General features: G+C 71.4%; 9 protein-coding genes. 2 read left to right on the top strand and 7 right to left on the bottom strand.

Translation table 11 applies throughout. The features are described 5' to 3' along the window. Positions 1-114: 114 nt before the first annotated feature. The 5 genes from J7462_RS07280 to J7462_RS07260 all read right to left on the bottom strand — a co-directional run bounded on the left by J7462_RS07280 (position 115) and on the right by J7462_RS07260 (position 7,819). Positions 115-1,944, bottom strand: coding sequence for an alpha-galactosidase (locus J7462_RS07280; protein WP_219462916.1), 1,830 nt, complete (start codon positions 1,942-1,944; stop codon positions 115-117). A gap of 21 nt (positions 1,945-1,965) precedes the next feature. Beyond that, a complete protein-coding gene (locus J7462_RS07275) occupies positions 1,966-3,432 on the bottom strand; it encodes an arabinofuranosidase catalytic domain-containing protein (RefSeq protein ID WP_219462914.1) in 1,467 nt (488 codons plus the stop codon). A gap of 98 nt (positions 3,433-3,530) precedes the next feature. Further along, positions 3,531-4,922 carry a PHB depolymerase family esterase gene (locus J7462_RS07270; RefSeq protein ID WP_219462912.1) on the bottom strand — a complete coding sequence of 464 codons (1,392 nt, stop codon included), beginning with the start codon at positions 4,920-4,922 and terminating at the stop codon, positions 3,531-3,533. A 364-nt stretch (positions 4,923-5,286) separates the two neighbouring features. Then, positions 5,287-6,270, bottom strand: coding sequence for a LacI family DNA-binding transcriptional regulator (locus tag J7462_RS07265; RefSeq protein ID WP_219462911.1), 984 nt, complete (start codon positions 6,268-6,270; stop codon positions 5,287-5,289). Between the two features lie 556 nt (positions 6,271-6,826). Further along, positions 6,827-7,819, bottom strand: coding sequence for a LacI family DNA-binding transcriptional regulator (locus J7462_RS07260; protein ID WP_219470104.1), 993 nt, complete (start codon positions 7,817-7,819; stop codon positions 6,827-6,829). Between the two features lie 768 nt (positions 7,820-8,587). Between J7462_RS07260 and J7462_RS07255 the strand changes: the two genes are divergently transcribed. Further along, positions 8,588-10,159 (top strand): glycoside hydrolase family 27 protein, encoded by a 1,572-nt coding sequence (locus J7462_RS07255; RefSeq protein WP_208566849.1) that lies wholly within the window; start codon positions 8,588-8,590, stop codon positions 10,157-10,159. A gap of 259 nt (positions 10,160-10,418) precedes the next feature. On the opposite strand, the gene J7462_RS07250 is transcribed toward J7462_RS07255, so the two are convergent. Together J7462_RS07250 and J7462_RS07245 are read right to left on the bottom strand one after the other, a co-directional pair. Continuing rightward, positions 10,419-11,357 (bottom strand): family 43 glycosylhydrolase, encoded by a 939-nt coding sequence (locus tag J7462_RS07250; protein ID WP_219462909.1) that lies wholly within the window; start codon positions 11,355-11,357, stop codon positions 10,419-10,421. Between the two features lie 111 nt (positions 11,358-11,468). After that, complete coding sequence (locus J7462_RS07245) at positions 11,469-12,494, bottom strand: LacI family DNA-binding transcriptional regulator (protein WP_219462907.1); 1,026 nt, start codon at positions 12,492-12,494, stop codon at positions 11,469-11,471. A gap of 411 nt (positions 12,495-12,905) precedes the next feature. On the opposite strand from J7462_RS07245, the gene J7462_RS07240 reads away from it, so the two are divergent. Then, entirely contained in the window at positions 12,906-14,264 is a 1,359-nt protein-coding gene (locus J7462_RS07240) for an ABC transporter substrate-binding protein (protein ID WP_208566758.1), read from the top strand. The last annotated feature ends 4 nt before the right edge of the window (positions 14,265-14,268 follow it).

The raw sequence follows: 14,268 nt of genomic DNA, 5'->3' as shown, positions 1-14,268 counted from the left end.
CCGCCCGGAGCCCCGTCGCGCCCGGACACCCCGGGCGACCTCCGACCGGGCGCAGGGCCGGGTTCACTCCCCGGCCCTGCGCCCTGCCTCACCGACGCAGACCCCTGCGCCGTGTCACACCGGCGTACGCCGCCACTGCTGGTTCGTGCCGGCGCCGCAGGTCCACTGCACGACCTGCACCCCGTCGGTCAGCCCGGCGTTGAGCACGTCGAGACACTTGTTGCTGTGCCGGGCCACCAGCTGCACCTGGCCGTCACCGACGTCCTGGATCCGCCACTGCTGGTTGGTGCCCCCGTTGCAGGTCCACTGCACCACCCGGGCTCCGTCGGCGGTCGTGCCGGCGCCGCCGTAGACGTCGAGGCACTTGCCGCTGTTGACGCTCACCACCGTGGACCAGCCGCCGCCGACGTCCGAGAACCGCCACCGCTGGTTGGCCTGACCGTTCGCGGCCCACTGCACGACGTTCGCGCCGTCGGTCGTGGCGGCGTTGTTGACGTCGAGCAGCTTCGCGCTGTGCCGGGCGGTCAGCGTGTACGTCGTCGGGGTCGGGGTGGTGGTCTGCGGCGTCAGCCGGTAGAGCCCGGCACCGTGGGCGGGCAGCGAACGGCTGAACGTCCCGGTCGAGGTGCCCAGGGCCGCGCCGGACCAGAGGTCGGTGGCGGTGGCCGAGCCGATGCCCAGGTCGGCCAGGTTCACCGACACGGTGGCCGCCGCGCCCTCCCGGTTGAACAGCGCGACGTACCGGTCCGTGCTGTCCGGCACGTCGGCGACCCACACCTGCCGGGTGCCGCCGGTGAGCTGGCGGTTGTTGGCGCTGCGCTGGTCGACCGCCAGCACCGCGCTGTTGGTCATCAACGCCAGCTCCGCCGGCCGGTTCTCCACCAGGTTGCCGCCCCACATCAGCGGCGCCCGGTTGATCACCCAGAGCGACATGAGGGTGCGCTGCTCGTCCGCGCTGAGGTTGGAGTAGCGCGGCGAGCCGACCGGGCCGTGCTTCGACAGCCGACCGATCGGGATCATGTCCGGGTCGGGCCAGGCCCCCGCCCTGCGGTACGGCGTCCAGTTGCGCAACTGGTCGAACAGGGCGTCCACCGACGACCAGTTGTCCCACAGGTCGTTGACGATCCGCCACATGTGCGCGTTGTTCTGCACGTGCGGGCCGGCGGACAGCGGCGTGGCCCCCGGCGACAGGCTCAGCACCATCGGCCGGCCGCTGCGCCCGATCGCCGTCCGGTAACCCTCGACCTCCGCCTGCCGGTAGGTAGGCGCGGCGATGTCGTCGACCTTGACGAAGTCGACGCCCCACCCGGCCAGCAGCTGGAACACCGAGTCGAGGTACGCCTGCGCGCAGGGGTTGGACATGTCCAGCCCCCACATCAGGTTGAGCCAGGCCGCGCTGTTGCCGGCGTCGATCTGGTTGGCGCGGCACGAGGTGCCGAGGATCGGCACGTTGTCCGCGACCGCCTGCCGGGGGATGCCCCGCATCAGGTGGACGCCGAACTTCAGCCCCTGGGCGTGCACGTGGTCGGCCAGCGGTTTGAACCCGTTGTCGCCGGCCGCCGACGGGAACCGGGTGGTGTCGGGCAGCAGCCGCCCGTTGGCGTCCATCCGGAGCCGGGGTTGCAGGTTGGCATCCTGGTTGGGGCTGCCGTTGTGCTGCCCGGGGAAGTACCACGCCCAGTCGACGACGATGTACTGCCAGCCGTACTGGCGCAGGTTGGCGCCCATGTAGTCGGCGTTGGCCCGGACGTCGGCCTCGGTGACGCTCCAGTTGAACGAGTCGTAGCTGTTCCAGCCCATCGGTGGGGTGTCGGCGACGCCGTTGTCCCACGCCTGCGCCGGCTGTGGGCTGCCGACGCCGACCAGGTTCGTCACGAGCAGGACGGTGGCGGCCAGCAGGACCGCCGCCCGTCGGGTCGCTGAATGGATGACACGGTGCTGCATCGGACCTCCTCGATCACCGGGTCAGCGGTAGCCGGCGGCGGTGATGTTGGCCTGTACCGCGTTCTCGGTGGCGTCCGACGGGTAGCCGGCGACCATCGCCCCCTCGTAGAAGGTGCCGACGCTCTGGTTGGTGTTGTCGATGCAGCAGTCCCCGCCGCTGCCCAGGATGATCGCGCCCTGCTTCTTCATCGGGCTGTACCCGCGCGGCAGCGACCCGTCATAGAGGGTGTAGAGGCTGCCGGACTGGGCGTTGCTGCCCTTGATGGCGAACCGGGAGGTGCCGTTGTTCTTCAGGGTGGCGGTGACGAACTTGCTGGTGAACGCCCGCTGGTTGGAGTTCCAGGAGCTGCTGCCGCCGGGGTAGAGGCCGTACTCCAGGTCGGCCTGCACCCAGGGGCCGGAGCCGGAGCAGCCACCGAACCAGCAGCTGGTGCCGAAGTAGATCGCGTCCATCGCGCCCGCGCCGTCGGCCCGCCGGGTGGTCTCGCTGTTGCCGTAGTCGAAGCAGCAGCCGCTGTTGACGTGGGTGCCGCTGGTGACCATGTACATGCCCTCCGGCGCGGCGCCGGTCGGCACCCCGGTCAGGTGACCGTCACGCCAGTAGCTGCTCTTACCGGGGATGTAGAGCGAGTACACCTTGTCGCCGCCGACCGTCAGCGACTCCTTGTTCGCCACCGCCGGCTGGACGGCGCCACCGACCCCGCCGGCACCCTGGTAGCCGAGGTTGTTGCCGCGTCCGGACTGGTCGAAGATGATCGTGATGACGCAGGTGGTGTTCGCGCAGAAGCTGTCCTGGCTGGCGGCGTTGGCCCGCCCGCCCGGCGACAGCACGCCGATGTTGCGGGTGGTGTTGTCCGAGGACCGGCGCACCTGGTAGAGCGAGCCGTTGTAGGCGGCGTAGAGCGCCCGGGTGGTGCTGTGCGCCGCGATGCAGGCGGTGCCCCCGGCGGCGTAGATGTCACACGGCTGGCTGGTGCCCGGCGGTGGGGTGGTCGGTGGCGGGGTGGTGGGCGGCGGTGTGGTCGGCGGGGGCGTGGTCGGCGGTGGTCCGGTGGTCGGGTTCACCCCGCCGGTGCAGGTGGTGCCGTTGAGGCTGAACGAGGTGGGGGCGGGGTTGCTGCCGGTCCACGCGCCGTTGAAGCCGAAGCTGGCGGTGCCGTTGGTGGGGATCGTGGCGTTGTAGCTGGCGTTGGTGACGGTGACCTGGGCGCCGGCCTGGGTGTAGCTGCCGTTCCACAGCTGGGTGATGGTCTGTCCGGCGGCGTAGTTCCAGGTCAGTCGCCACCCGTTCACCGCGTCACCGAGGTTGGTGATGGTGACGTTGGCGCCGAAGCCGCCCTGCCAGGACGAGCTGACCGCATAGCTGACCTGGCATCCGGCGGCAGCCGCCGAGGCTTCGGTCTGGGCGGCGACGGCACCGACGAGCAGGAGGGTGGTGGTGGCGGCGACCAGCGCCGGCCGCCGACGGAGGAATCGGGTTTCTGGCACGGGAGCTCCTGATGATGACTGGACGGTGCGGTACGCCCTGGCAGGGCGGGGACGGATCACCCCTCGACGCGGTGCGGGGGGGCTGCGGTCGCGGCGGTTCAGGCGACCACGCAGGTCGCCCCGTTCAGGGTGAATGCCGTGGGGGCGGCGGCGTTGCCGGTGTGGGTGGCCTGGAATCCGATAGTGGTCGACGCTCCGGGGGCCAGCGTGCCGTTGTAACTGACGTTCGTGGCGGTGACCTGGCCGCTGGCCGGTGCGTAGCTGGCGTTCCAGCCGCCGGTGATGACCTGCCCGGCGGGCAGGGTGAACCCGAGGGACCAGCCGTTGAGCGTCGTGCTGGCGGTGTTGACGATGGTGATGCTGGCGGTCAGCCCGCTGTTCCACGCGCTGATCGTGTCGGTGACCCGGCAGGCACCCGACTGCGACGTCGGCGTGGGCGTCGGGGTCGAGGTCGGGGTGACCGTCGGCGTGGGGGTCGGGGTGACCGTCGGCGTCGGCGTCGGCGTCGGCGTGGGGGTGGGCGTGGGGCTGGCGGTGGGGGTGGGGGTGGGGGTGGGCGCGCTACCGTCCAGGCCGAGGAAGGTGATGGCGTACGCGAGCTGTCCGGCCATCGGCAGCTGGTGACCCACCCCGGCGATGCTGATCCCCTCGACGGGAGCCTGCGGGCCCGTCCCGCCGTAGCGGGTGCGCGTCCAGGACGACTGGGGACGGTCGGTGGCGGTGGGCGTGGTGCTCAACCCGTGCAGGTTGGTCCACTGCTTGATCTCCTCGCCGTAGTTGGGGTAGGCGAGGGTGGTGTCGGTGACGCCGTGCCACAACTGCATCCGGGGATAACGGCCCGTGTACCCGGGGTACATCGCGCGGGCCTGGTCGCCCCACTGTTGCGCCGTCTTGATCACCGTGCCGCCGGAGCAGCGGCTGTTCCACAGCGATCCGTCGGTGGTGGCGAAGCAGCCGGCCGGCACCCCGGAGAACGCCGACGCGGCGGAGAAGACGTCGGGGTACTGCGCGGCGAGCACATTGGTCATCATCGCCCCGGAGGAGAACCCGGAGACCACGATCCGCGCCGGGTCGACGTTGTAGCGCTGCCGGGCGTACGCGACCATCGACATGATCCCGGTCGAGTCGCCGCCACCGTTGCGGGTGAGGGCGGCCGGGGTGGAGACGTCGAAGCAGCTTCCGCTGCGGGTGGCCTCGGGCACCACGATGAGGTAGCCGTAGCGGTCGGCGGCGGTCACGTAGTCGTGCCCGTTGCCGTTGAAGATCCCGCTGGCCGAACCGCTGCAGTAGTGCACCAGGAGCAGCAGCGCCGGGCGGGGCGCGAGGGTGCTCGGGGCGTACAGGTACATGTTGAGGTTGGTGGGGTTGTTGCCGAATCCGGTCACTCTGGTCAGGGTCGCCGCCGTCGCGGGCTGCGCCGTCATCAGGACGGTGGATGCCGCGATTGCGAGGACGACGGCTGCCAGCGCGGCGCGCAGACTGCCCTTCATCGGTGGCCTTTCTTTCAGGGGGTGGAGATCGCCGCGCCGGGAGGCGGTGCGGGCGTCGCGTCCGGTCGTCGACCCTTGGGCGCGGACGGCGGTGGCGCGATCCGGTGGCGCGGACCGCTGTGCGCCGGTCGTAGCCGTCCGGCCCTTCGTGGCGTCGGCGTCGGCTCCGCCTACGGTCGGACGAGCGGCCACCCGGTCGGCCGGAGTCCGTACCCGATAAATCGACGATCGTCCATTACGTTAACGTTAACAAGAAGTGCTGTCCAGAGCCGGACAGCACTGTGCGGGGCGGGTCGCCGCCAGTCTGGTCAGCGCGGCACGGCGGGTGGACACGCCACCGCGGCGACCGGTGACGGTCCGCCCGTCACCGGGGCGCGGCGACGCTGTCCCGGGTGATCAGGGTGGGGGAGATGGTCTGCCGCAGCGTGTGGTCGACGCCTGCGTCGATCTGCGTCAGCAGCAGGCCGAGGCTGGCCTCGGCTACGGTGTCGAAGTCCGGCCGGACGGTGGTCAACGGCGGGATGAAGTACGCGGCGTCCGGGACGTCGTCGAAACCGACGACGCTGACCTCCTCCGGCACCCGCCGGCCGTGTTCGTGCAGCGCGTGCAGCACGCCCAGCGCGAGATCGTCGTTGGCCGTGAAGATCGCGGTGACCTCAGGGGTCCGGGCCAGCATCTGGCCGCACCGGTATCCCGAGGCGGCGGACCAGTCCGCCTGCAACACCGGGGGAACCTCCGCGCCGGCGGCCTGCAACGTCTCCCGCCAGCCGGCGAGACGCCCCGCGCTGTCGAACCAGTCGGCCGGGCCCGACACGTGCCAGACCGTCCGGTGACCCGCGTCGAGCAGGTGCCGGGTGGCCAACCGGCCCCCCTCCACCTGGTCGATGGTGACCAGCGGCACCGGACGGCGGGGGTCGCCGTCCACGGTGACCAGCGGGATGTCGGTGGGAAGGCACTCCAGCGCCTCGCCGGCGGACTCCACCGGTGCGATCACCACGATCCCGGCGACCCGGTGGGCCAGGTGCCGCTCGACGACGGCGGTGATGGAGGTACGGTCCAGGTTGCGGACGCTACCGACGCTGACGGCGAAGCCGGCCTCGGCCGCGGCGAGTTCGAAAGCGGACAGCAGGGACGCCGGGCCGTAGAGGGTGGTGTTGAGCGCCACCACACCGAGCACCTGCGATCGCCCGGTGACCAGGGTGCGGGCGGCCCGGTTCGGGCGGTAGCCGAGCTCGGTGATCGCGGCCTGGACCCGTAGGCGGGTCTGTTCCCGCACGTGGGGATGTCCGTTGAGGACCCGCGACACGGTCTGGTGGGAAACTCCGGCGAGGCGGGCCACGTCTCTCATCGCAGGAGCGCGCACAGTAATCCCACACCTCTCGGTCCGCCCCGCAGCCCGCTGACGGCGAAGCGGCCCGGCCCGGCGTCCGATTAGGGACGTCGGACACGAGGCATGGGCGTGCACGCCGTGGACAACGCTGGATCAGCGAGAGTCTACGCGGCGTGTCGCCCTGATTGGGTCGGCGACGCGGCCGAGTGTCGCCGGCGTGCCGTGATATTCGTCATCACGGATCGCAGGCGGTAGGCGAACTGGCGGTGACGGGTCCCTCTGGCCCTCCCTCGCTCCTCGAAGGTCACTGTCCTACGCCGTGTCGGGCCGGCCAGCCGTGCCGGACGACGGACCTGACCTGGACCCGCACGCCGTACCAGACGTCGGGCGGTGCGCCACCGGTGGAACCGGAGGACACCGTGACCAGGGCGACCGCACCACGACGACCTGCCGTATCGATCGAACCGGATGCTACTCGAAACCGTTCGGCAACGACAAGGACAGGTTTCGAGGACCCGCCCCGGCAACCGCCCCGGACCGGCCGCGCCGCCCCGGACCGGCCGCGCCGAGCGGGTCAGTGCGCCGGTGCCGCCGCGGTGCTGCCCCGCACCACCAGCGTGGTGGCCAGTTCGACCCGGGTCTGCGTGAGGTTCTCGTTGGCGGCCAGGGTCAGCACCATCCGCGTCGCGGCGGCGGCCATCTCGGTCAGCGGCTGCCGCACCGAGGTCATCGGCGGTCCGCAGAACATGGTGTACGGGATGTCGTCGAAGCCCACCACGCTGAGGTCCTGGGGGATCCGTCGGCCGGCCAACCGGGCCGCCTCGTAGACGCCGAGCGCCTGCAGGTCGTTGCCGCACACTATCGCCGTGGGCGTGGGGTTCTGCCGGAGCAGTTCCTGGCCGAGGCTGAGACCGTCCTCGAAGGAGAACCAGTGGCCGAAGCGCAGCCGGCGCGCGGGCAGCCCGGCTCCCGCCGCCTCCAACGCCGCCCGGGCACCGTCCAGGCGGGCCTTGGCGCACAGCCGTTCGGTCGGCCCGGAGATCACCCCGACCTGCCGATGCCCCAGGTCGAGTACGTGCCGGGCGGCCTCGAAGCCACCGCTCCAGTTGGTCGTCGTCACCGACGGGACGGCGTGCAGTGGCGGCTCGCCCGTGGGATCGATGACGACCAGGGGGATCGCGCTCGCCGCCAGCAGGGCGTGCTGTTCGGAGGTGAAGCCGAGATTCACCGCGATCACTCCGGTCGGGCGACGGGCCAGCAGGTCGCGGGCCCAGAACCGCCCCTCCGAGACCTGGCGGCGGGCGTCGATGAAGCCGACGGCGAGCCGGTGCGCCCCGGCGACCTGCTGCACCCCCTGCATGATCAGCACCGCCAGGTTGCTCTGCATGCCGTAGAAGACCACCTCCACGCTGGCGTTCGGGGTGCCCAGTTCGGGGCGGCGGTAGCCGTGCTCGCGTAGCAGCGACTCCACCCGGGCCCGGGTCTCCGCCGCGACCCCGGTGCGGCCGTTGAGGACCTTGGACACGGTGGGCGCCGAGACGTCCGCCAGTTGGGCGATCGTGGTCAGCGTCGGTTCGCCCCGGCGTCGGCTGCGTCGTGGCGCCCCGGCCGGCCTGCCGACCGTCGGGGTGGTGGTACGCGCGGGGTCCGCCGCGGCGGTTGCCGGGGGGACGGCGGCGGGGGCCCGGGGGTGCCACCCGACCTGCCGGCCACCGGGTCGCCGGTCGGGGCGGCAGGCGTGGGCTGTCGTCGTACCCGGTCGAGCAGCCGGCTGCGGACGGCTTCGGCGTGGCGGGCCGCGACCGGGCCGGCGGGCACGGTCTCGGTGAGGTAGCGCCGACGCTTCGACACGGGGTCGATCCCGGCGTACACCCGCACCCGGAGCGAGCCGCTGGGAAGCTGCTCGATCTCGCCGCGAGCGCGCCGTCCGCGTCTGGAGCTATCTGACATGGAGCCAGCGTATTCGATGTCAGGCGGTGCAGATAGCTCCACGATGGCTCCATGTCGCACTGCTGCGTCCCGCGTCCCGGCGTGGTCCGCAGCCCTCGGGGGGCCGCCGGTGGGCCGACCTGCCGACGCCCGGTGATAGAGCGGTAAAAATATGGAAGCAGTTGAATACGCTGAAACGCTTACGTAACATGAGGGGCCGTTGTTAGCGCTCACACCGAGCCGTTCGAGCGCTCACACCCGGGGTGGTTCGAGCCGACTCCCGGACGTCCCGCCCGACGCGGCACCACTGATTGGAGACTTCGTGAAGCGATTCGTGCGAGCCCGGAGCTGGGGGCGGGCGCTGGCGGCCGGTCTGCTCCTGGCCGGCGTCCTGGTGGGCATCCGGATGCCGGTGGCGCAGGCACTGGACAACGGGACGGCCCGGACCCCGCCGATGGGCTGGAACAGTTGGAACTCCTTCGGCTGCAACATCAACGAGGCGCTGATCCGGCAGACGGCCGACGCGCTGGTCAGCAGCGGTATGCGGGATCTGGGCTACCAGTACGTCGTGGTCGACGACTGCTGGTTCAACCCCAACCGGGACTCGGCGGGCAACCTCCAGGGTGACCCGACCCGGTTCCCCTCCGGGATGAAGGCGCTCGGCGACTACATCCACGCCCGGGGGCTGAAGTTCGGCATCTACCAGGTGCCGGTCGACAAGACCTGCGCCCAGTACTTCAACTCCTACCCCGGCGCCACCGGCAGCCAGGGCCACGAGGTGCAGGACGCCCGGCAGTTCGCCAACTGGGGCGTCGACTATCTCAAGTACGACTGGTGCTCGCCGAACGGCTCCATCGACCAGCAGGTCACCACGTTCGCCAAGATGCGCGACGCCCTGGCCGCCACCGGCCGGCCGATCGTCTACAGCATCAACCCCAACAGCATCCACGCCAAGACCGGCCCGCAGCGCAACTGGGGCGACGTGGCGAACATGTGGCGCACCACCGAGGACATCACCAACACCTGGAACAGCGGCCAGACCAACGGCTACCCGATGGGCATCCAGAACATCATCGACGTCAACGTGCCGCTGGCCCCGTACGCGAAGCCCGGCGCCTTCACCGACCCCGACATGATGGAGGTGGGCCGGGGCGGCATGACCGACACCGAGATGCGCAGCCACTTCGCGATGTGGGCGATCATGGCCTCGCCCCTGATCGCCGGCAACGACGTCCGGTCGATGAACTCCGCCACGCAGACCATCCTCAAGAACGCGAACCTGATCGCCATCAACCAGGACGCGCTGGCGTTGCAGGGCGCCCAGGTCTCCTTCGACGGCACCCGCCGGGTGCTGGCCAAGCGGCTTGCCAACGGCGACGTCGCGGTCGCCCTGTTCAACCAGGGTGGCTCGACGACGACGATCTCCACCACCGCCGCCGCCATCGGCAAGTCCGGCTCCTCCTTCACCCTGGTCGACGCCTGGACCAACGCGAGCACCACCAGCACCGGCACCATCTCCGCGAGTGTGCCGTCGCACGGCACGGTGGTGTACCGGGTCAGCGGCGGTGGCACCGCCCCGCCGCCGACGACGCCGCCGTCCACCGCGGGCGCGCTGGCCAGCGTCGCCTCCGGTCGGTGCCTCGACGTCCCGCAGAGCAGCACCGCCAACGGCACCCAACCGGTGATCTGGGACTGCAACGGGGCTGCCAACCAGCGCTGGACGGCCAACGGCCAGACCCTCCAGTCCCTCGGTAAGTGCCTGGACGCGCCGACCAACGCCACCGCCGGCACCAAGGCCCAGATCTGGGACTGCAACGGTGGGACCAACCAGCAGTGGACGTTCAACGCCAACGGCACGATCAGCAGCGTGCAGTCCGGCCTCTGCCTCGACGTGAACAACAACGGCACCGCCAACGGCACCACGGTGCTGCTCTGGTCGTGCACCGGGGCGGCCAACCAGCGCTGGACCCGCCGCTGACCGACCGGCCGCCGCCGTCCGCCCGCTGCCGGTCCGGGCACCGGGCGGGCGGACGCCGGTGAGCGGCCCCGGACCCGGACGGCGTGGTGCGGACGCCGTCCGGGTCCGGTCCGCTTGCGCGTCTGTCCGTCCGTCCGGCACGGCGGTGGCCGCCCCCGCGTCCAACCCGGCACGGTGGTGGCCGCCTCCGAGCCCGTCCGGCACGGCGGTGGCCGCCCCCGCCCGTACCGCTGCGGCCGGGTGGTGGCCGCAGGAACGCTCAGCCGGCCGTGCCGGTGGCGGTCAGCCCGTCCCCGGCGCGGTAACGGACCGCGATCGGATCACTCAGCGCACCGACGAACTCCCCGTCGACGTGGTCGTGGAATCCGATGAGGGACCAGTCCCCGGCCGGTCCGGGGACCAGCCGGGGCGCGTAGAGGTGCGGGTGCGGGAACGGGCGGGCCGAGGCGATGTCCCACGGGCCGCGTACGTCGTGACCCTCCGCCACCCAGATCCGGTGGCCGTCGTGGCGGGTGCCGGCGGCGTCGGTGGAGAACAGCAGCAGGGGCTGCCCGTCGACGACGGCGACCTGGGGGACCTCCAGGTGCCCGAAGCCGGCCGGGATCGACAGCGGCGGTTGGACGGTCCAGTTCACCAGGTCCGGTGAGGTGGCGTGACCGACGACCCCGCGTGCCTCGGTCGGCCCGGTGTTGATCCGGGCGGTGACGAGCATGTGCCAGCCGGCGCCGTCCGGATCGGGGAACACCCACGGGTCGCGCCAGGCCTGCTCGTACCACAGCGTCCGGTCGAGCAGTTCGTACCAGGTGGGGTCGGCTTCGACGAGCGGCCCGTCGCCGTGCCGGCGCCAGGTGGTCAGGTCGTCGGAGACGGCCAGGCCGATCCGCTGGACCAGCCCGTCCTCGGCGCGGCCGACCCCGGTGTAGAACAGGTACCACCGCCCGTCCGGGCCGCGCACGGTGCAGCCCGTCCAGGTCGCGAGGTCGTCCCAGCTCGGCGCGTCGGCCGGGACGAGCGCGTCGGCGACCAGGTGCCAGGTGTGCAGGTCGGTCGAGACGGCGTGGCCGATCGTGGCGCGGCGGTGCCGGCGGTGCGGGTCGTGCAGGGCACGGGAGGCGCGCAGGAAGAACGCGTGCCACCGGTCGTTGTCGTCCCGGGCGTACCAGCTGTCCCACACCCAGTGGTCGGGTAGACGTAGCATGGCGGGGAAGCTAGCACTAAATCGGTTTAGCGACCAGTTCGGGTGGCCAGCGGCCGGTGGTGGGAGCGCTGCGGCGGGCACCTGCCCGGCGGTCGCGCCGGGGGGTCCCGGCTATCGGACCGGGGTGGCCACGGACCGGCGGCGACGCAGCGGCATGGGGACGAGGGACGGTTCGGCGTCGCCGCCGTCGAGGAGGATCTCGACGGCCCGCCGCCCCATCTGCTCGTGCGGCAGAGCGGTGGTGGACAGGCCGGGGCGCAACCAGGCGGCGATCGGGTCGTCGTCGAACGAGACCACCGAGAGGTCGTCCGGGACGGTCAGCCCGGCCTCGGCGAGCGCCTGGTAGGCGCCGAACGCGAGCCGGTCGTTCATGCAGATGATCGCGGTCGGCCGGGTGGGCCGGCCCAGCAGCGTGCGCATGGCGGCGTAGCCGTGTTCGGGCAGCCACTCGGCGCAGAAGCACTCGGTCAGCAGCTCGACCCCGGCGGCACCGAGCGCCTGGTGCACGCCGCGCAGCCGGGCCCGGGCCGCCAGGGAGACCTCCTCGTCGTCCTCCTTGAGACGGTTGCGGCCGATCAGCGCGATCCGGTCGCGGTGGCCCTGGTCGAGCAGGGTGGTGGCGACGGTACGGCCGGCCCGCTCGTCGTCGGGGAGCACGCAGGGCAGGTCGTCCGGGCTGGTGGCGTTGAGCAGCACCACCGGGCCGCCGAGGATGGCCGCCGGGACGGTCAGCCGCCGGGTCGCCATCGCGGCGTAGATCACCCCGTCGACCTGCCGGTCGAGCATCGCCTCGATGGCGTACTGCTCGAAGGTGGCGTCGCCCTGCGTCTCGGTGATGAGCAGCACGTGGTCGCGCTCCCGGGCCGCGTCGAGCGCGCCGCGGATGAGGCCGCCGGCGAACCGGGTGGTGGCGACGATGTCGGAGACGAACGCGATGGTGGCGGTCTTGCGGGTACGCAGGCTCCGGGCCGCCAGGTTGGGCCGGTAGCCCAGCTCCTCGGCGGCGGCGAAGACGCGCTGGTGCGCCTCGGCCGACAGCCGGGTGCCCTCCCGGCCGTTGAGGACCATCGACGCGGCGGTCTTGGACAGCCCGGCCCGTCGCGCGACATCGGCCAGGGTTGCTCTGTTGCGGCCCATCAGTCCTCCGAATCGGCGGCGGCGTCGCGGCCGTCGCTCCCGCCCATCATGATGCGTGGTCCGGCCGGGCCCGGTGCCGGCGGTCACCCCGGGTGTGTGTCGGTGACCACCCGCGACGGCCGGTGGGGCGGGTGGCTGAGCGTGAACCGGATGTTTCCGGACCGTTGCCAATTGGTCCTTGACAGCTCAGGTCGCCGCGCGCATGCTCTGCTAAATCAGTTTAGCGGCTACTTTTGACAGGTCGGGCGGCACCCTCGGTGACCCCCGGCGTGGTCATCGGTAACGACATCGCGTGCTGCGGCGGCATGCCGACGGCGACGTACTGTTGCGGCTGGTCACCCACCGTGACGACCCGCCGACCCGGCCCGTACCGCGGCCGGGGCACGCACGGAAGAGTCGAGGAGTCCTCAATTGGCTACACCACTGGCAAGGTTCTCCCGCCGGACGGCGCTCCTGGCCCCCGTGCTGGCGTTGGGGCTGGCCGCCACGGCGTGCAGCGCACCCGGTGCGGACGAGTCGCCGCGCGCCGGGTCCGACGCCGCCGTCAGCACCGAGCTGGGCAGCGACCCGATCACCCTGGAGATGTACGCCGAGACCGGCTTCCCGCTGGCCAAGGCGCTGGCCGACGAGTTCACCAAGCAGCACCCGAACGTCAAGTTCAACATCCGCGAGGACCAGTTCACGGTCATCGTGGAGAACGCGCCCCGGGTGATGGCCTCGGACAACTCGCCGGACATCATCCGGCTCCCCACCATGGTCGACCTGGTCAAGGACGACCTGCTCAAGAACCTCGACCCCTACTTCACCGCGTACGGCTGGGACAAGTTCCCCGCCTCCCAGTTGGTGCAGCTGCGGGTCGGCGAGGGCGGCACCACCCGGGGCACCGGCTCGCTGTGGGGGATGGGCCTCGGCTACAGCGTCACCGGGGTGTTCTACAACAAGAAGCTCGCCGAGCAGGTCGGGATGACCCAGCCGCCGGCCACCATCGCCGAGTTCGAGCAGCTGCTGGCCAAGGCCAAGACCGCCGGCGTGCAGCCGATCATGCAGTTCAACAAGAACACCGCGGGCATCAACTTCCCGCACCAGGCGTTGCAGAACCAGTTCGGTGACCCGGCCCAGGTGGCCGACTGGATCTTCCAGAAGCCGGGCGCGACGTTCGACACTCCGGCCGCGCTGAAGGCCACCCAGACCATCCAGAAGTGGGCCCAGGCCGGCTACTTCCCCAAGGACGCCAACGCCCTGGACTACGCGAGCATGGTGGGCGAGTTCCAGAAGAACAACGGCCTGTTCATGTTCAACGGCGACTGGGAGTCGGCCAACCTCGACAAGACGATGCCCGGCAACGTGGGCTTCTTCCTGTTCCCGAGCGAGTCGGCCGGCGGCAAACACGTGGCGATGTCCGCCCCGAACACCTTCGGCATCAGCGCCAAGGCCAAGAACCCCGACGCCGCCGCGTTCTTCCTGAACTGGGCGCACACCAACCCCACCGCCCGGGAGATCGCCGTCAAGATCGGCGGCTCCAGCCCGGGTGGCCCGAGCGACCTGGCCGTGCCGGCCGCCGCGCCGAACACCGTGCTGGCCGAGACGCTCAAGGCGTCGCAGCAGCTCGGTGAGGAGAACGGCGCGGTGGACTTCACCGCGAACGCCACCGGTGGCATCTTCGCCGCCGCGATCACCCCGGAGATGCAGAAGCTGATCGCCGGTCAGCAGACCCCCGAGGGGTACGTCAAGGCGGTCCAGGCCGAGTACGCGAAGGAACTCTCCCGATGACGTC

The organism is Micromonospora sp. RL09-050-HVF-A, from assembly GCF_019374995.1.
Lineage (GTDB): Bacteria > Actinomycetota > Actinomycetes > Mycobacteriales > Micromonosporaceae > Micromonospora > Micromonospora antibiotica.
Note: the sequence above shows the minus strand (reverse complement) of the source record. Positions and strands in the feature narration are given on the sequence as shown.